18 protein-coding genes, 4 tRNA genes and 1 pseudogene are annotated in these 16,597 nt (G+C 51.6%); 12 read left to right on the top strand and 11 right to left on the bottom strand.

Translation table 11 applies throughout. The annotated features are described in order from the left end of the window. The first annotated feature begins 27 nt into the window (after positions 1-27). The 7 genes from BM185_RS09795 (at position 28) to BM185_RS09765 (ending at position 5,395) form a co-directional block, all read left to right on the top strand. Complete coding sequence (locus BM185_RS09795) at positions 28-1,182, top strand: FAD-dependent oxidoreductase (protein ID WP_091962861.1); 1,155 nt, start codon at positions 28-30, stop codon at positions 1,180-1,182. A 58-nt stretch (positions 1,183-1,240) separates the two neighbouring features. Beyond that, on the top strand, positions 1,241-1,600 hold the full coding sequence (locus tag BM185_RS09790) for an SCP2 sterol-binding domain-containing protein (RefSeq protein ID WP_091962859.1): 360 nt from the start codon (positions 1,241-1,243) through the stop codon (positions 1,598-1,600). A 3-nt stretch (positions 1,601-1,603) separates the two neighbouring features. Further along, the gene (locus BM185_RS09785) at positions 1,604-2,386 is read left to right on the top strand and encodes a thermonuclease family protein (protein WP_091962856.1); all 783 of its coding nucleotides are present in this window, start codon (positions 1,604-1,606) and stop codon (positions 2,384-2,386) included. Positions 2,387-2,390: 4 nt separating this feature from the next. Continuing rightward, the gene (locus tag BM185_RS09780; RefSeq protein WP_091962854.1) at positions 2,391-2,882 is read left to right on the top strand and encodes a GNAT family N-acetyltransferase; all 492 of its coding nucleotides are present in this window, start codon (positions 2,391-2,393) and stop codon (positions 2,880-2,882) included. A 69-nt stretch (positions 2,883-2,951) separates the two neighbouring features. Beyond that, on the top strand, positions 2,952-3,578 hold the full coding sequence (locus BM185_RS09775; protein ID WP_091962851.1) for a hypothetical protein: 627 nt from the start codon (positions 2,952-2,954) through the stop codon (positions 3,576-3,578). A 159-nt stretch (positions 3,579-3,737) separates the two neighbouring features. After that, complete coding sequence (locus BM185_RS09770; protein ID WP_091962849.1) at positions 3,738-4,241, top strand: hemerythrin domain-containing protein; 504 nt, start codon at positions 3,738-3,740, stop codon at positions 4,239-4,241. Further along, complete coding sequence (locus BM185_RS09765) at positions 4,238-5,395, top strand: NnrS family protein (protein ID WP_091962846.1); 1,158 nt, start codon at positions 4,238-4,240, stop codon at positions 5,393-5,395. The genes BM185_RS09770 and BM185_RS09765 overlap by 4 nt, the downstream gene beginning before the upstream one ends. Here BM185_RS09765 and BM185_RS09760 read toward each other — a convergent pair. After that, a complete protein-coding gene (locus BM185_RS09760; RefSeq protein ID WP_091962843.1) occupies positions 5,356-5,604 on the bottom strand; it encodes a hypothetical protein in 249 nt (82 codons plus the stop codon). The two genes, BM185_RS09765 and BM185_RS09760, sit on opposite strands and share 40 nt — an antisense overlap. A gap of 93 nt (positions 5,605-5,697) precedes the next feature. Between BM185_RS09760 and dsbG the strand changes: the two genes are divergently transcribed. From dsbG to BM185_RS09735, 4 genes and pseudogenes are all read left to right on the top strand, one after another. Further along, entirely contained in the window at positions 5,698-6,582 is an 885-nt protein-coding gene (dsbG, locus tag BM185_RS09755; protein WP_091962840.1) for a thiol:disulfide interchange protein DsbG, read from the top strand. 12 nt (positions 6,583-6,594) lie between these two features. Continuing rightward, the gene (locus BM185_RS09750; RefSeq protein WP_091962837.1) at positions 6,595-7,401 is read left to right on the top strand and encodes a TlpA disulfide reductase family protein; all 807 of its coding nucleotides are present in this window, start codon (positions 6,595-6,597) and stop codon (positions 7,399-7,401) included. A 67-nt stretch (positions 7,402-7,468) separates the two neighbouring features. Continuing rightward, positions 7,469-7,545 (top strand) — tRNA-Arg (locus BM185_RS09745). 189 nt (positions 7,546-7,734) lie between these two features. Next, positions 7,735-8,735 (top strand): annotated as a pseudogene (locus BM185_RS09735) (IS3 family transposase). Positions 8,736-8,778: 43 nt separating this feature from the next. Here BM185_RS09735 and BM185_RS09730 read toward each other — a convergent pair. The 6 genes from BM185_RS09730 to mutY all read right to left on the bottom strand — a co-directional run bounded on the left by BM185_RS09730 (position 8,779) and on the right by mutY (position 11,054). Further along, on the bottom strand, positions 8,779-9,213 hold the full coding sequence (locus BM185_RS09730) for an OsmC family protein (protein WP_091962832.1): 435 nt from the start codon (positions 9,211-9,213) through the stop codon (positions 8,779-8,781). 152 nt (positions 9,214-9,365) lie between these two features. Then, positions 9,366-9,441 (bottom strand) — tRNA-Thr (locus BM185_RS09725). A 14-nt stretch (positions 9,442-9,455) separates the two neighbouring features. Further along, positions 9,456-9,530 (bottom strand) — tRNA-Gln (locus tag BM185_RS09720). 18 nt (positions 9,531-9,548) lie between these two features. Next, a tRNA-Phe gene (locus BM185_RS09715) sits at positions 9,549-9,624 on the bottom strand. Between the two features lie 78 nt (positions 9,625-9,702). Then, positions 9,703-9,978 carry an oxidative damage protection protein gene (locus tag BM185_RS09710; RefSeq protein WP_091962829.1) on the bottom strand — a complete coding sequence of 92 codons (276 nt, stop codon included), beginning with the start codon at positions 9,976-9,978 and terminating at the stop codon, positions 9,703-9,705. Then, positions 9,975-11,054, bottom strand: a complete 1,080-nt coding sequence (gene mutY / locus BM185_RS09705; RefSeq protein WP_091962827.1) for an A/G-specific adenine glycosylase — start codon at positions 11,052-11,054, stop codon at positions 9,975-9,977. Before mutY ends, BM185_RS09710 begins: the two co-directional genes overlap by 4 nt. A gap of 353 nt (positions 11,055-11,407) precedes the next feature. Between mutY and BM185_RS09700 the strand changes: the two genes are divergently transcribed. Beyond that, complete coding sequence (locus tag BM185_RS09700) at positions 11,408-12,601, top strand: GGDEF domain-containing protein (protein WP_177203526.1); 1,194 nt, start codon at positions 11,408-11,410, stop codon at positions 12,599-12,601. 2 nt (positions 12,602-12,603) lie between these two features. Here the strand turns inward: BM185_RS09700 and tadA are convergent, their stop codons facing one another. The 4 genes from tadA to guaB are packed head-to-tail and all read right to left on the bottom strand — an operon-like array spanning position 12,604 to position 16,565. Continuing rightward, positions 12,604-13,065, bottom strand: coding sequence for a tRNA adenosine(34) deaminase TadA (tadA, locus tag BM185_RS09695; RefSeq protein WP_342713692.1), 462 nt, complete (start codon positions 13,063-13,065; stop codon positions 12,604-12,606). Beyond that, a complete protein-coding gene (locus tag BM185_RS09690; protein WP_091962822.1) occupies positions 13,049-13,504 on the bottom strand; it encodes a hypothetical protein in 456 nt (151 codons plus the stop codon). Before BM185_RS09690 ends, tadA begins: the two co-directional genes overlap by 17 nt. A 4-nt stretch (positions 13,505-13,508) precedes the next feature. After that, the gene (gene guaA, locus BM185_RS09685; protein ID WP_091962819.1) at positions 13,509-15,083 is read right to left on the bottom strand and encodes a glutamine-hydrolyzing GMP synthase; all 1,575 of its coding nucleotides are present in this window, start codon (positions 15,081-15,083) and stop codon (positions 13,509-13,511) included. Positions 15,084-15,095: 12 nt separating this feature from the next. Then, positions 15,096-16,565, bottom strand: a complete 1,470-nt coding sequence (gene guaB, locus BM185_RS09680; protein WP_091962816.1) for an IMP dehydrogenase — start codon at positions 16,563-16,565, stop codon at positions 15,096-15,098. Positions 16,566-16,597 lie beyond the last annotated feature (32 nt).

Here is a 16,597-nt window from a genome sequence, read left to right as displayed (position 1 = left end):
GGATTCTAACACAGCACTGGAGATTTAATGTCCACAGCAACCGAGAGCAATCCCCTGATTATTTTGGGTTCAGGTATGGCTGCCTACCAGCTGGCCCTGGAGCTTCGTAACCGGCAGACTGATCTTCCTCTGCTGCTGATTACACGTGATTCCGGGCACTTTTATTCCAAGCCTCTGCTATCCACAGCCTTGGCTAAAAAGCAGGAAGCCGAGCAGCTGATTATTGCTGATCCTGCTGAACAGGCGGAAAAGCTGGGTATTCAAATCATCACCTTCGCTGAAGTTCAGTCGATTGACCGTGAAGCCCAGGTAGTTCATCTGGATGAGCAAAGCTACAGCTACTCCCGCCTGGTTTTGGCCTTGGGTGCTGAGCCGTATTATTTGCCTGCACCTCCTGGTGCCCTGCACACGATCAATGATCTTGATGACTACTTTGTTTTTCGACAGGATTTGGCGGGCAAGCAAAGGGTTGCGGTTATCGGTGGTGGCCTGGTGGGTGTAGAAATGGCCCAGGATTTACTGACTGCAGGCTATGAGGTCACCCTGGTTTCACGCAGTCGTAGTCTGTTGCCGGGTCTGTTGCCTCCACCCGTTGCCGAGCCCTTGGAACAAGCGCTGATCGACAAGGGCCTAACCCTGCTGAAAGAAGAAAGCTTCAAACTAATTGATGGGCAGCCTGGTAGCTGGCATTTGGAATTGGAGTCAGGGCTGCTGCTGGAAGCCGAAGTGGTGATTAGTGCTCTGGGTTTGCGGCCACGGACCCAACTGGCTGAACAGGCCGGTTTGGACGTGAATCGAGGTATTAGGGTCAATCGCCAGCTACAAACCTCTGATCCGGCTATCTATGCATTGGGGGATTGCGCTGAAATTGATGGCCAAAACCTGATGTATGTGCAGCCACTAATGGCCAGTGCGCGGACTCTGGCTGATCATCTGACAGGTAAGGAGGCTCAGCTTGAGCTGCCTGCTTTGCCGGTTTTGGTGAAAACTTCCAGCTGCCCGGTGGTGGCAGCGCCTCCCCCCGAGAAAGCTGAAGGTCAGTGGGAGTATGAGCAGAGTGAACAGGCGGTCGAAGGGCGCTTTTTAAGCCCTGAAGGGCAGCTGCTGGGCTTTGCTTTGGCCGGACAAGCGGTCAGACGCAAGGTGCAATTGGTTAAAGAGATGCCGCCGCTGCTTGGATGACTTTTTTAAACAGATGTTTTAATCTGGCTGCTCTGTGATTAACTTGAGGTAAGAATCCATGTTGCGTCTTAAATTCCTGCTTTGGATGCTGGGCCGGTTACTGAAAAAAGCCCATAAGTCTCAGCCTGAGCTGCGTGAAAAGCTGAGCAATGAGCCTTTGAACTTTGTAATCAAAACGCAGGACTGGCAGGGACGCTCCTTTCAATTGCAGCCGCAAGCGGTTAGCAGCCAGGCAGGTGAGCTGCCGGATGCGCAAATGAAGCTGATTTTTCAAAGTGCTGCTGAAGCCTGGCAAACTCTGACTAGTAAAGACAAGAACGCCTTTATGCGTGCTATTCAGGAAGGTCAGGTTAAAATTGAAGGTGATCCTAAAAAACTCTTTCAGCTACAAGGGCTGATGAAATATTTGAAGGTTTAACACGTGAACTTCAGGCTGCTGATTGCTGGACTCGTCTTTGTATTTGCTTTTGCCGCCCAGGCTGGCGCAGAAAGCTGTCCAATCCAACAGCAAGACCAAACAGCAGCCGTTTCCCATGTCTATGATGCTGATACCCTCACCCTGGCCGATGGCACCCGGGTTCGTCTGATCGGCATAGATGCGCCAGAACTGGGGCGAGGGGGTCAACCGCATGAACCCTATGCGCTTGAAGGGCGAGATTTCTTACGCCGTCTTATGGATGAAGCCGGTCATCAGGTGGTTTTACACCTGGGTGAAGAAAGCCGGGACCGCCATGGTCGCCTGCTGGCTTATCTGTTTATGCCCGATGGGCGCAATATCAATCGCCTGCTGCTCGAACAGGGCTATGTGATGCAGGTGTTTATTGCCCCTAATGTCAGCTATGCCGAATGCCTTCGCCCTTATGAAGACCAGGCCCGTGATGCGGGCTTGGGTATTTGGTCACAGGATGAATACCAACCGGGCATTCCTTCAGCCAGAGTGCCTGCTTCCACTCAGGGGGCGGCAATTGTTTATGGTCGAGTTGTGCGCCTGGGCGAAAGCCGGGACAACCTCTGGATTAATCTGGAAGGTCGGGTCGCCCTGCAGGTTCCCAAGGCTGATCTGGATGCCTTTGATGAAGCCAGACTGCGTAATCTTGAAGGTCGAAAGGTTCGTGCCCGTGGTTGGATGGTTCAAGATAACTCCCGCCACCATGACTGGCGCATGCGCATCAATACTGGCCTGGCTTTGGAATACCTGGACTGAATCTATGTCATTAAGACTGGCTGTAGAAGAAGATTTGCCGCAAATCCTGGCCATTTACAATGCTTCGATTCCAGAGGGTAAGGCTACGGCTGATACCAACCCTGTGACCCTGGAAGAACGTCGGCAATGGTTTTTGGATCATCAGCGCCCGGAGCGACCGCTTTGGGTCTATGAGCAGGCAGACCAACTGCTGGGTTGGATGAGTTTAAGTGATTTTTATGGCCGTCCTGCCTATGCCTCAACTGCTGAAATCAGTATTTATCTGCATCCTGAACACCAGGGCCGCAAACTGGGTCAGCAATTGCTGGATGAAGCTTTGCAGGCAGCGAAAGAATTACAGCTGCGTTCCTTGCTGGCCTTTGTCTTTGCTCATAACGAAGCAAGTGTTCGTTTGTTTAGATCCAGGGGCTTTGAAAACTGGGGTCTGCTGCCTGAAGTGGCTTGGATCAAGCAGCACCCGGTTAGCTTGAGTATACTGGGTAAAAAGCTGGATTAAAAAAGACAAAAGGCAACTTTACTTGTCCAACCTCCTGTTGCTGGTTTTGTCTCATCGGAGGAGTAAGTAATGCGCTCATTGTTTTTGCTTTTGATGGTGGTTCTGGTTGCGGGTTGTGCCAGTCGAGCGGATATAGACAGCGCCCTTGACCCAGAAGTGACCCCGGAAGCCCTGAAGCGCCTCACCCTGCTGGCCGGTGACGGTTTTGATCCGGTGCGTCGCCCTGGAGTCGAAGACTACCTGTGCGAGCAATTGAGCCCCTACCTTGACGAGTGTGTTTCCTTTTCCCGTGCCATTCTGACACCCACGCGTATGAAAGACCTGGGTCTAAAGGACCTGTTGCTGGCCTTGGAAGAACAACATTACCCCGTGTTGGTCGTTACCCTGGATAGAGACAGAATCGAGCTGGCTGAGCAGCCCAGGAGCAGCTTTATCATTGGAGGAGGCACCGGCATTGGCGGTACTAGCTCCATGGGTATGGCGACTCAGTTGGGTTCCAGTGGTCCGGCAAACAAATTTTATTATTATCAACTCAACCTTCAGTTGGAAGCCGAGTCAGTCACTCCAGCCTGGATAGCCACCGCCAGATCACGTAGTCAGCAACAACCGGATCGCGCTGGTAGTGGGGCCTTGAAGCAATTGGCTGTTAGCCTGGAAAGAGACCTTAAGCACTGGGGTTGGTTGCAGGCACGCTAAGCTGTCAGGGTAGAAACAACCTTTAGGGGGTCTTTTGCACCCTTTTTAAATGGGTTAAAAAGACTCTAAAGTTTCTGGAAGGCTGATAAAAGGTATTGGCATGCTATTTGTAATTAGCTACTTAGCCAGCCTTTTAATTCAGCCTTTTGGAGCGCGTTCATGATATCCAGTGTCTTGCCACAAAAGTGGAGCGAAGAAACCACTTCCGCACTGATCGATCACCTGCTTGAAAACTACCATGCCCGGCATCGTGAGCACCTGCCCACCCTGATCAAGCTCGCCCGCAAAGTAGAGCAAACGCATGGCGACCACCCGGAATGCCCCGCAGGTTTGACTCAGTATTTGATTTCCATGGAGCAGGAACTGGATAGTCATATGTTGAAGGAAGAACAAATTCTTTTTCCCATGCTGCGTCATAACGGGCATGCTCGAGCCCGAGGGCCCATCAGTGTCATGCTGATGGAACACCAAGAGCATGATCAATCCATGAAACGCCTACTGACGTTGACCCGCTTTTTAAAAGTACCCAACAACGCCTGCCTGACCTGGGCCAGCCTCTACGAAGAGCTGGGGCAGTTTATTGATGAGCTAAGTCAGCATATCCAACTTGAAAATGAGGTGCTCTTTGCAGGCCAAACCCTGGATGCGCAGGCCGTCTCATGAAAAGCCTCCACCCCCTGTTTAGCCTGGGTTTCAGGCCCTTCTTTTTACTGGCAGCCCTTCTGGGTAGCGGCTTAATGCTGGTCTGGCTGCTGATGCTGACCTGGGGACTGCAGCTTCCCGGAGTTAATGATCCTCTTGCCTGGCACAGCCATGAAATGCTATTTGGCTATACTGGGGCGGTGATTGCTGGCTTCCTGTTAACCGCAGTAAGGCGCTGGACCGGCAAGCTAACCCCGGATGGCCTTCCCTTGTTGATATTGGCAGGTGCCTGGTTGTTGGCCAGATTGGTACCCTTGATCTCCAACTGGAGCTGGCTTTACGCTCTGGTGGATTTGCTGTTCTGGCTGGGGTTGTGGATAAGTCTTTGGCCTGCCCTTAAAGCAGCTGAGTGGCGCAATCGGGTTTTTCTGCTCTTATTGGCCGGCTTGTTTCTGGCTGCTGGCTTAAGCCATGCCGGAAAACTGGGTTGGGGCAGCGGTTGGCTGGGCCATCTCGGCGTGCATCTTGGGTTGGATTTAGTTTTAATCATCATGCTGACCGTGGCTAACCGGGTGCTGCCGTTTTTTATTCAACTGGGCCTTCAACGCCAGCCTTTTGACAGCTACGCCTGGTTGGATCGCCCACTACCTTGGCTGTTGGGTTTATTGGTTGCTGTGCATCTGCTCTGGCCGATGACGCCCTGGTCTGGTTTGATCAACCTCTTACTGGCCGCCTTGTTATTGCCTCGGCTCTATCTTTGGTGGGATCGGGGAGTTTGGCAAAAGCCCCTATTGTGGAGTCTTTATCTGGCCTATGCCTGGTTAGTTTTTGGCTTGATATTGCGGGGTCTGGGAATGTTGGAGTTGGTTAACCCCTATCTGGGGATTCATGCCTTGACGGTGGGCGGCTTGGGCCTGCTAACCCTGAGTATGATGAGTCGCGTTGGGCTGGGACATACGGGCCGGGCTTTGCAGGCTTCGCCGTGGATCGTCCTAGCTTTGCTTATGCTGCTGGCTGCGGCCTGCATCCGGGTGCTAACGGTGCAGTGGCTGGGACTGCTGGCTTATCAAGTCTCCGCTGGCTTGTGGAGCCTGGCACTCTTGATTTATTTCTTCGTGTACTGGCCCGTGTTGACTCAGTCGGACGTGTCTTCTTCCTCTTCACGCAATAACTGACGCCGCCGTTCTTGCTCCTTCTGCCAGCGTTTGTTCTGGTAAAGGCGCAAGACGGCGATCACCAGGGCGATGGCAATCATCACCAAAAGCACACGCAATTGCCAGTAACCCGCCTGAGCCCGACCCATCCAGGTTTCCAAAAATATGATCAAAGTAAAACCTAGAGCCTGGGAAATGATGGCCCAAAAACGTAGGGGATCTTTCAGCATGCTTACCTCAAAGAGTTGAATTCTGTACGCAGGTGACAGCTTGGCTTAAACTGGCTAACCTTACGGCTTTTTTACCGGAGGTTTTCTTTTAACATGTCCATTTTTGCACGTATCCTTCCAGCGACGCTGCTGGTTGGCAGCCTGATCTTTTCAGCCCAGGCTGTTGCTAGCCAAGCGCCTGAGGCCATTCAGGATAGCACTGCTGGCCTGGCTGATGAAGCTGTAACCCCGGCTCTGGAAAAACCTGAACCCATCAAGCACCTGGAAAACCAAGGGCTTGAAGTGGTAAGGAACTTTCCGGTCGGTCGCTCGCTCGTTGGTTGGGTGGTCAGTTTTGATGGCAAGGACTTGGTGGTTTATACCACAGCCGATGGTGAATACTTGATCAATGGGGTGATCCTGGATGCTCAGGGCGTGGATCTGACCGAAGAGCATCAACGCAGTTGGCTACCCCGGCCCGAGTGGCAGGATATGGAAACGGCCCACTACCTGACTGAGTCCAGCCTTTACCAGAATGAAGATGGACAAACCGAAACCCGCTTCAGCCTCTATATGTTTTTTGATCCCAATTGCCCCTTCAGCCAATTGGCCTGGGTGGCAATGCAACCCTACCGTGAAGCAGGTGCGGAAATTCGTTGGATTCCTGTTGCCTATCTAAAGCCGGATAGCCGCCACCGCGCTGCTGCCCTCCTGGATGCTGAGCAACCTGCAGAGCTTTTGGCCCTGAATATGGAAAACTTTGGTCAGTCGGTTGCTGAACTGGATGTCGCCATCGAAAATCACCACCGTGAGCAGCTGCAAGCCAATATGGACCTGATGCAATCCCTAGGTATCAATGGTACGCCTGGCTGGGTTTGGCTGGATGAGGAAGATGAACTGAAAACCCTCTCGGGTATGCCGCGCTTGCCCCGCCTGGCTGAAATTACCGGCTTGCCAAGGCAAGAGCATCCTGAAACTGAACTGATGCGCTATCGCTAAGCTGAGCTGACTATGGATGCCATTACCCTGGGGCCGCTGATGCTGCCTTTCAGTCGTCTGCCTGGTATTTTCGCCCTGCTTGCGCTGGTGGTTACCAGTGAAGTGCTCGACAAAAAATACCCCGGCATTGCCCGTTGGGGATGGCTAACCGCACTGATTGCTGCAGTGGGAGGAAGGCTTGGCTTCGCCGCCATGACACCTTCTGCCTACTGGAGTGAACCCTGGACGCTGGTATATTTCTGGCAACCTGGCTACAGCTGGTGGGCTGCCTTACTGGCTGCACTAATCTTTAGTGGCTTTTACTGGTCCCGTCATCAGCAACTGCGCAAACAAGGGGCGGTCATCCTGGCTTCAGCCGCTGCGCTGGGTTTGGGAACTCTGCTGCTCTTACCCAACACAGGAACAGGCGAACAGCTTCCCGGACTTCAGGTATTTAGCCTCGAAGGTGAAGAAATTCAGCTGACGGATTTTAAAGGTGAGCCACTGGTCGTAAACCTCTGGGCGACCTGGTGTCCACCCTGTCGGCGTGAAATGCCCATGCTGGAAAGCTACGAAGAGGATGATCGCCTACAAGTTGTCCTAATCAACCAGGGTGAATCTTTACTGGCCGTTCAGGAATACCTGCAGGAAGATGGCTTGGAATTCGCAGCCCTCTTCCTTGACCCAGCCCAAGAAGCCATGCAGCTCTACCAGGCCCCGGGATTACCCGCAACCCTCTTTTATAACGAAGCAGGTGAACTGGTCGACCGCCACTTTGGTGAACTCAGCCGCGGCCAGATCGAACAGTTCATTCGCCGCCACGGCAGGACAAGCGACTAGGCTTCCTGTTTCTGGCTCTGGACAAATAAAAGGCAGACCCCTACAATGCCTGCCTCTCAGAATTAAACCGCTCGTAGCTCAGCTGGATAGAGCGTCGCCCTCCGGAGGCGAAGGTCACAGGTTCGAATCCTGTCGAGCGGGCCATTTCCAAGTAATCCTAGCTGCACCCCCAACTAACCCATATCAAACATCCAATGGACTGAACCCGCAAATAATGCGAGCTAAGCTGCGCAAACTTGCACCTTAAAGTTAGCTTTGATAAAACTGGAGAAATGGACTTACCCCAGTGTCGTGGACACTCCTGAGCTATGATTTAGCCATAAGAGAAATGCCATGAACCATCCCAGATTTACCCCAGAGTTTAAAGAAGAAGCCGTCCATCAGGTCGTGGATCGAGGCTATTCGGTTGCCGAAGTTTCTGAGCGCCTGGGTGTCAGCACCCACAGCCTGTATAAATGGGTGAAAGCCATCAAGCCCGACAATACGGACGAGCATGCGGCTGATCTGTTAGCCGGTAAAACTGAAATTCTGAAATTGAAGTCGCGCTCAAGCGAACTGAAGAGGAGCGCGACATTTTAAAAAATGCCGCTCGGTACTTTGCAAGAAACCCCGAGTAAAGTACCGGTTCATTCTGGAGCATCGATCCTAATTCGGCATCAAGACGATGTGCCGGGTTTTAAGCGTTGCCCGTGAGGGATGCTACCAGTGGCTGCACAAGCCCCTTTCAGACAGGGCCATTGAAGATCTGCGGCTGCTTGACTTGATTCGACATTCCTATGAAGCAAGTGGCGGCATCTACGGCGCTCACCGCGTTTTCCTGGACGGCCTTCGTTAGTGGCTCCGAATGCATTGCAGAGAGAGTTCACTGTTGATCAGCCGGATCACGTGTGGGTCACTGACATTACCTACATTTACACCTGGCAAGGCTGGCTGTACTTGGTGATCGTGCTCGACCTGTATTCTCGCAAGGTGGTTGGTCAATGAAGCTGACTCTGCACCGGGAACTGGTCCTCGACGCTTTGATGATGGCCGTATGGCGAAGAAAGCCTCGCCAGTCCGTGATGATACACTCTGATCAAGGCTCGCAGTATGGCAGTGATGATTGGGTCAGATTTTGTAAAGCTCATCTTCTGGTGCCCAGTATGAGCCGCCGAGCCAATTGCTGGGACAATGCGGTAGCGGAGTCATTTTTCAGCAGCTTGAAGAAAGAGCGCATCAAAAAGCGTATCTACAAAACGCGTGACTTAGCGCGGGCCGATGTCTTCGACTACATTGAAATCTTTTACAACAGAAACAGACGCCACAGCCATTTAGGGGGCGTCAGCTCTGTGTGAGGCTGGGGCGTGTCAATGGTACTGGGGTAAGTCCAAACCTGGCTTAGTTAAGCTGATGGACAACCTCGGTTTCCAGACTAATATTGTCGTGCAGTGGGCAGCGGTGGCAGACTTCATCTAGGAAAGACTGTTTTTCTTCATCAGTCATGTCTGCATCAATCTGGGCGCTGATACGGATTTTCTGAAAGCCGATGCGATCATCCGTAGGCTTGCCGAGTAATCCAGCGGGATTGTAATCACCCTCTACTTCCACCTGCATCCCTCTGAGTTCTAGTTTTCTTTGCATAGCAATAATGCGACCCAGGGTGCCAACACAGCCAGCAATAGCAAAAAGGAAAGTCTCCAGAGGGGTGGGGCCTAGGTTGCTGCCTCTGGCTGCTTCAGGCTGATCAATGGTGAGTTGGTGGCCATTGATATTGCTTTTAATGGCAAAGCCTTCCTGCATTTGTGCTTCAACAGTGATGGTTTTGAGGGTCATTGTGAGCTCCAGAGTGAAAGTAAAACTTGAACTATAACAGGTTTTTCTAATGGAGCGATTATGGTTGAGATGTAAGAAGGATGTTTATGAGGTAGGTAGGTGCCGGAGTTGGTTTTTGGGCACAAAAAAACCCTGATAATACAGGGTTTTAATGGTGCCGACACCAGGAGTCGAACCCGGGACCTACTGATTACAAGTCAGTTGCTCTACCAACTGAGCTATGTCGGCGAAGGGTATTAAGATGGCTGGGGTAGGAAGATTCGAACTCCCGAATGCCTGGACCAAAACCAGGTGCCTTACCACTTGGCGATACCCCAGCAGATCATCTTAAAAAGTGGTGGCCAGAGGCGGAATCGAACCGCCGACACAGGGATTTTCAATCCCTTGCTCTACCAACTGAGCTATCTGGCCAACGGGTGCATATTAAATAGATCCGAAGGCTTTTCGTCAAGCGCTTTTTTAAAAACTTTTTATTTTTTCTTCAGATGCTTAGGAGTTTTCAGGCGGGACATAGCCTTCAGCCTGATCGGTTTCCTGGTTATCCAGGAATTTATCCATCTGTTCCAGTAAGTACTGGCGAGTTTCAGGCTCGAAGACTTTCAAATGTTTTTCATTAATTAGGCGCGTTTGATGTTCCAGCCAATCCTGCCAGGCTTGCTTGGAAACTTCGTTGTAAAGTTCTTGCCCTTTAGCTCCTGGCATGGGTGGCTGTTCCAGCCCTTCGAGTTCTTTTTGATATTTGCGGCAGAAAACGGTGTGGCTCATAGTTGTATTCCTTCCAGAAGTTTCTTGATGGGAGCAGGCAAACCAACATTTGCCGGTTGTCTGGGGTTATACCAGAGGCTGGTAGTCGGTGCCATGCTTGGTGAATAGGTCTGGGCCTCTTCTTGAATTCCACTAATGTCGGCTAAGTGGGCCTGCCAGGGTCGAATGAGTAGCCGGTAATGGCTAAACACATGTTTTACAGGTTCTAGGCCCTGGTGTTCAAGTCGGGCCTGAGGATAGGTTTGTGTAAGCCAGGCTTCAAGTTCTTCTCTTGTCGTAAAATCAGGCAGACACCAGAGGCCACCCCAAATGCCATCTTGAGGGCGTTGCTGCAATAACAATTCTTTGGAGTTTTTGTTGAGCACCAAAAAATGCCGTTCTTGGGTAGGCAGGGCTTTTTTGGGCTTGGGTGAGGGTAACTGACTGACCTTATCCTGCAGCAGCCCCTTGCAGTGGTCTTTAACGGGGCACTGGCTGCATTGAGGTTGGCGTGGAGTGCAAAGGGTAGCCCCCAGGTCCATGATGGCCTGGGTATAGTCAGCAGCTCGGGTAGCGGGGGTTAGTTCATCGGCTTTTTTCCAAAATAAACGATTGATTGCCGTTTTGCCGGGCCAACCTTCCAGAGCAAAATAGCGGGCAACCACCCGTTTGACATTGCCATCCAGAATCACGGCCCTTTGGTCACTACTTAAAGCGATAATGGCGGCAGCAGTTGAGGGGCCGATACCGGGCAGAGCCTCCATGGCTTTTTGGTCTTGAAGAGGGAAGTGGCCCTGGTATTCCTGAACTAGTATTTGAGCACAGCGATGAAGGTTGCGTGCTCGGCTGTAGTAACCCAGGCCGGCCCAGTGGTGTAGGACCTGTTCCTGAGACGCCGAAGCCAGTGTAAAAATATCGGGAAAGCTCTGCATGAAGCGCTGGTAATAATCGATAACAGTCGCAACCTGGGTTTGCTGCAGCATGATTTCTGAAACCCAGACGCGGTAAGGTGTTGGGTTTTGTTGCCAAGGCAAATTTTTGCGTCCCTGATGCTGATACCAGCTTAGTAGACGCTCGGCAAAGCTTTCATGTTTCAAGGGGGACCCCGCAATAGAATAAAAAAAGGCCCCGAAGTTTAACTCGGGGCCAAAACTATTTGCACTCTCTCCCTTGCAAAAGCTATGACTCTTGCGACTTAAAGAGGTTCAACTTTGTGAGGTGATTTCTATAAAAAGTGTGTTTTATGTAACGAATATGACTTGTGCTATGGATTTTGTCTGAAACCTTTGTAATAAATTACTGGCAAAGCTTCTGAGCTGAGTTATATGAGTGAAAAGCGCTTGCTTTTGCTGATTCAAACCTTAAGATTGCTGTTGAAAACCCTGGTTATTAAAATTTGCGACTCTAAAATAACTCAAAAAGTCGCATAGTTTCAGAGGTGGAAATGGAGATGGATTCTCAGGCTGCCAAGGCAGCTTCTAGGCAGGTAGCACAAAAATTGCGGCTGCGCAGGTCACTTATGGCTGCCGGAGCCGGTTTTGCCAGTATTTTGGTTTTAATGGTTGCTTGGTATCTGGGCTATGTATTCTGGTCTCCTATCGAGTTGATTGCCTTCCTGCTCATTGTTTCTGTAGGTCACTTGCTCTTTCCCTGGATTATTTTCTCGGGGCGTAACCTGCGTTACTCCGATCCTAGTTTAACGTCTTCTCAGTTAGGCTGGCATTTGGCTATTGGCACCTACGTCATGTATGCCGCTCCTGAAATCCGTAGCCTGCTGGTCATTAACCTGCTGTTAATTATGTTGTTTGCAGTTTTTCGTTTTCACCCTCGCCGTCTTCCGGTTATTGCTTTAATTCTGGTCGTTGCCTATGGGTTAGCGGTATTTGCTCAGGTTACTTTTAGCCCGATTGATATCCATTGGCCTCATGAAACACTAACAGCCTTGGTTTTTTTGTTGGCGGTAACAGGTATCTGTTTGTTGGGTGGTGAAATAGGTGGGTTGCGTATGGCTCTGAAAAACCGCAATGCTCATTTGGCTTTGGCAATGCAGCGTATTGAAGAGCTTGCCGTAACTGACGAACTGACCGGGCTTTACAACCGGCGGCATTTGATGCGCATCCTTAAGCGCCAAAAAGGTTTGAGTGACAGGGGTGGCTACGAGTTTTCGATAGGGTTTGTCGACCTGGACTTCTTTAAGCAGGTTAATGATCGTTTTGGTCATGGGGTCGGTGATCAGGTGCTGGCTAAGGTTGCCAGTGAGATACGCCATAGCTTGAGGGATGTGGATTATGTGGCCCGAATTGGTGGCGAAGAGTTTGTAATCGTGCTGGCGCAAACGGCTGAACTTGAAGCTCTACGTATCGCTGAACGTTTGCGGGCTGATATTGAACGCCTGATCATTGAGGTGGGTGAAGATCATCCCACAGTGAAGCTCACCACTTCGGTGGGAATTGCCCAGTATGCTCCGGAAGAAAGCCTTGAAAACGTAATGGCCAGAGCTGACCAGGCCCTTTATGCAGCTAAAGAATGTGGTCGCAACTGTATTATCGGTGAGACGGATCTACAGGCTTCCGCTTTCCCTGAAAGACGCCCGGAAGAGGATCTGGATGAAGAAGTGATGGAAGCTTCTGTTCGAGAGGCTTGAGTTTAAAGCGAGCGCCGTTGCTTGAAGAAGTCTTCCAGCAATTCCCGACACTGTTTCTTTAGAAGCCCGCCCTGGACCTCCAGCTGATGATTATACCAAGGTTGGGCTGCGAGGTTGCATACTGATGCTAAAGCGCCTGTACGGGGCTCCTTGACCCCGTAGAAGACCTTTCTGATTCTGGCATTGATCAGGGTGCCAACACACTGGGTGCAGGGTTCCAGGGTGACATAGAGGTCGCATCCGGTCAGTCGGTAGTTTCCTAGTCGCTTGCCTGCTTCACGAATAGCTTGAACTTCAGCATGGGCTGAGGCATCACACTCGCTGATACAGGCATTGCGGCCCTTACCGATAATCTCACCCTGTGAATCGACAACGAGGGCCCCGACTGGCACCTCACCGGCTGCACCCGCTTCGGTAGCCAGTTCCAAGGCTCGGTGCATGTAGTATTCAGGTTTTCTGATCATCCACCAGTTCCAGCGCAGCTTCCAATACCCGGTAATGCTGGCCATCCTGACAGGCTTTCAGCAGGCGTAAACCCATAAACTGATTGGCGGGAACACTTTCGGGCAGTTCAGGTCTCCAGCCTTCGGCAAGGCTGACCATGCGTAGAAAAATACCAAAGGTTTCAATGCGGTGTAGCCGCACCTGCTGTTGGTCATCATTCAACGGGCAGAGAGAATATTGCAGGGCGCGGATGAGGTTGTTGGCTTCTACGGAAGCACTTTGTTGTAGCTCGAAACCATCAAAATAAGCAAAGTGCTCCCGGGTCATCATCAGGCGCGATTTGATCAGGGTCAGACGATGCTCTAAAGGGTCGTGGAAACCTTCAGATTGAGTGCTGGCTATGCTGGTTGAAGAAAAGGCAAGCAAACACAAAGCAAGCAAAAACAATCTGAAGGTCATGCAGTTATTCCCATTCAATGGTCGCCGGAGGTTTCGAGGAAACATCATAAGTGACACGAGAAACACCGGGGAGTTCATTGATGATTCGGTTGGAAACCTTTTCCAGCAGCTCATAGGGCAGGTGAGCCCAGCGGGCAGTCATAAAGTCGATGGTTTCCACCGCACGCAGGGCAATAACCCATTCATAGCGACGGCCATCACCGACAACACCCACGGACTTCACGGGTAGGAAAACGGCAAAAGCCTGGCTGGTTTTGTCATACCAACCGGCAGCACGCAGTTCTTCAATAAAGATGGCATCCGCTTCGCGCAGGATGTCGGCGTATTCTTTTTTGACTTCGCCCAGAATGCGGACACCCAGACCTGGACCCGGGAAGGGGTGGCGATAAACCATGTCATAAGGCAGGCCCAGCTCAAGTCCAATTTTGCGTACTTCGTCTTTGAAAAGTTCACGCAAAGGTTCAACCAGCGACATGCGCATGGTTTCAGGCAGGCCACCCACATTATGGTGGGATTTAATAACATGGGCCTTGCCGGTTTTGGCTGCCGCAGATTCGATAACATCCGGGTAGATGGTGCCCTGGGCCAGGAAATCAACATCCTTGAGCTTGCTGGCTTCAGCATCAAAAACATCGATGAAGGTGTTGCCGATGATTTTACGCTTGGCTTCAGGGTCGGCAGTGCCTTCCAGGCGATCAAGGAAGAGCTTTTCAACATCGGCACGGATGACTTTGACACCCATATTGCGGGCAAACATCTCCATGACCTGTTCGCCTTCGTTTTTGCGCAAGAGGCCATTATCGACAAAGACACAGGTGAGCTGATCACCGATGGCTCGGTGCAGTAGCGCTGCAACAACCGAAGAATCGACCCCGCCGGAAAGACCTAGCAAAACCTTGCGATTGCCTACCTGCTCACGTACACGCGCAATTTGGTCTTCAATGATCTGTGCGGGTGTCCACAGGGCTTTGCACTGACAGATATCCAAAAGGAAGCGCTCAAGAATACGCTTACCTTGCAGGGTGTGGGTCACTTCCGGATGGAACTGAACGCCATAGAATTTTTTGGCTTCGCAGGCCATAGCCGCAATGGGGCAGCTAGGTGTGGCCGCAGTGATGACAAATTCAGGTGGCAACTGATCAACCTTGTCACCATGGCTCATCCAGACATCCAGCAGGCCCTGGCCGTTCTCGGCAACGTGATCCTTGATATCGGCAAAGAGGCCACTTTCAGCTTCCAACTGAATCTGGGCGTAGCCAAATTCATGAACCTTGGAACCCTGAACGGAGCCACCCAGTTGAGCAGCCATGGTTTGCATGCCATAGCAAATACCCAGAACAGGTACACCCAGTGTGAAAACTGCCTCAGGAGCGCGGGGTGAGCCGGGTTCTGGAACTGACTCAGGGCCCCCGGCCAGAATAATGCCCTGGGGGTTAAATTCGCGGATTTCTTCATCGCTCAAATCAAAAGCGCGAATTTCACAGTAGACGCCAATTTCCCGCACCCGACGAGCAATCAGTTGGGTGTACTGGGAGCCAAAATCAAGAATCAGAATTTTGTAAGCATGGATATCTTGCATGAGCTTGTCCTGTTAGCTGACCCGGTAGTTGGGCGCTTCCTTGGTGATCTGCACGTCATGGACATGAGACTCGCGCATGCCGGCATTGGAGATTTTGGTGAACTTGGGTTTGGTGCGCATGGTTTCTATATCGCGGCTGCCGGTATAACCCATAGAAGCACGCAGGCCACCCATCAATTGGTGGACAATGGCGCTCATCGCACCCTTGTAGGGTACGCGGCCTTCAATGCCTTCGGGAACCAGTTTTTCGACACCGGCATCCTTGTCTTGAAAGTAGCGGTCTGAAGAGCCTTCTGTCTGTCCCATGGCTCCAATCGAACCCATGCCCCGGTAAGCCTTATAGGTCCGGCCTTGGTAGAGTTCGATCTCACCTGGTGCTTCCTCAGTGCCAGCGAGAAGACCGCCAACCATGACCACATGAGCGCCTGCGGCTATGGCTTTGGCCAGATCACCAGAAAAACGGATGCCGCCATCGGCAATCACGGGGATGCCATAAGGCTTGAGTGCTTCAGTGACATTGGCAACCGCAGAAATTTGAGGTACGCCAACACCCGCAACGATGCGTGTGGTGCAGATAGAACCAGGACCTATGCCGACTTTAACAGCATCAGCACCTGCATCAGCCAGAGCTATTGCTGCTTCAGCCGTGGCGATATTGCCACCGATCACATCGACCTGGGGAAAGTTTTCTTTGACCCAGCGAACCCGGTCAATAACACCCTTGGAGTGGCCGTGAGCAGTATCAACGATAATGGCATCGACACCGGCTTCCACCAGTGCTTTGACCCGCTCAGGTGTTTCCGGGCCGGTGCCAACAGCAGCACCTACACGCAGGCTGCCGTTTTCATCTTTAGCTGCCAGAGGATAGGTTTTGGCTTTTTCGACATCCCGGAAGGTCACTAGGCCACGCAGATGGAAGGCATCATCCACGAGCAGCATCTTCTCAATGCGATGCTCATAAAGACGAGCTTTGATATCCTCCAGTGGCGTGTTGACCAGGGCCGTGATCAGCTTGTCTTGTGGCGTCATGATTGCAGCAACCGTGTCGCCTGCATGGGGTTTGACACGCAGGTCACGTCCGGTGACGATACCTACCAGCTCACCCTTGTCGACAACGGGGAAGCCTGAGAAGCCATAGTCTTCAGCCATGGCCAGGAGTTCGTGAATTTTGGTGGTAGGAGCAACTGTGACCGGATCCTTGACGACGACACTTTCGTGTTTTTTAACCTTGCGTACTTCGGCAGCCTGTTGAGCTATGGTCATGCTTTTGTGAATAACCCCAAGACCTCCTTCCTGAGCCATGGCAATCGCCAGACGCGCTTCGGTCACGGTATCCATGGCGGATGAAATCAGCGGCATGTTCAATTGAATATTGCGGCTCAAGCGGGTTTGCAAAGAGACGTCTTTTGGCAGGATGTCGGAATAGCCGGGAACCAAAAGGACATCATCGAAGGTGAGTGCTTCTTCAACGATACGTAGCATAGATAACCTGCGAATCTGGAATGTGAGGGAAG

The organism is Marinospirillum celere, assembly GCF_900112235.1.
Classification (GTDB): Bacteria; Pseudomonadota; Gammaproteobacteria; order Pseudomonadales; family Halomonadaceae; genus Marinospirillum; species Marinospirillum celere.
This window is presented reverse-complemented; position numbering and strand designations above follow the sequence as displayed.

Coding starts and splice junctions, on each gene's coding strand:
- BM185_RS09795 (WP_091962861.1), top strand. CDS start 28: ATGTCCACAGCAACCGAGAGCAATCCCCTGATTATTTTGGGTTCAGGT.
- BM185_RS09790 (WP_091962859.1), top strand. CDS start 1,241: ATGTTGCGTCTTAAATTCCTGCTTTGGATGCTGGGCCGGTTACTGAAA.
- BM185_RS09780 (WP_091962854.1), top strand. CDS start 2,391: ATGTCATTAAGACTGGCTGTAGAAGAAGATTTGCCGCAAATCCTGGCC.
- BM185_RS09775 (WP_091962851.1), top strand. CDS start 2,952: ATGCGCTCATTGTTTTTGCTTTTGATGGTGGTTCTGGTTGCGGGTTGT.
- BM185_RS09770 (WP_091962849.1), top strand. CDS start 3,738: ATGATATCCAGTGTCTTGCCACAAAAGTGGAGCGAAGAAACCACTTCC.
- BM185_RS09765 (WP_091962846.1), top strand. CDS start 4,238: ATGAAAAGCCTCCACCCCCTGTTTAGCCTGGGTTTCAGGCCCTTCTTT.
- BM185_RS09760 (WP_091962843.1), bottom strand. CDS start 5,604: ATGCTGAAAGATCCCCTACGTTTTTGGGCCATCATTTCCCAGGCTCTA.
- dsbG (WP_091962840.1), top strand. CDS start 5,698: ATGTCCATTTTTGCACGTATCCTTCCAGCGACGCTGCTGGTTGGCAGC.
- BM185_RS09750 (WP_091962837.1), top strand. CDS start 6,595: ATGGATGCCATTACCCTGGGGCCGCTGATGCTGCCTTTCAGTCGTCTG.
- BM185_RS09730 (WP_091962832.1), bottom strand. CDS start 9,213: ATGACCCTCAAAACCATCACTGTTGAAGCACAAATGCAGGAAGGCTTT.
- BM185_RS09710 (WP_091962829.1), bottom strand. CDS start 9,978: ATGAGCCACACCGTTTTCTGCCGCAAATATCAAAAAGAACTCGAAGGG.
- BM185_RS09700 (WP_177203526.1), top strand. CDS start 11,408: ATGGATTCTCAGGCTGCCAAGGCAGCTTCTAGGCAGGTAGCACAAAAA.
- tadA (WP_342713692.1), bottom strand. CDS start 13,065: ATGATCAGAAAACCTGAATACTACATGCACCGAGCCTTGGAACTGGCT.
- BM185_RS09690 (WP_091962822.1), bottom strand. CDS start 13,504: ATGACCTTCAGATTGTTTTTGCTTGCTTTGTGTTTGCTTGCCTTTTCT.
- guaA (WP_091962819.1), bottom strand. CDS start 15,083: ATGCAAGATATCCATGCTTACAAAATTCTGATTCTTGATTTTGGCTCC.
- guaB (WP_091962816.1), bottom strand. CDS start 16,565: ATGCTACGTATCGTTGAAGAAGCACTCACCTTCGATGATGTCCTTTTG.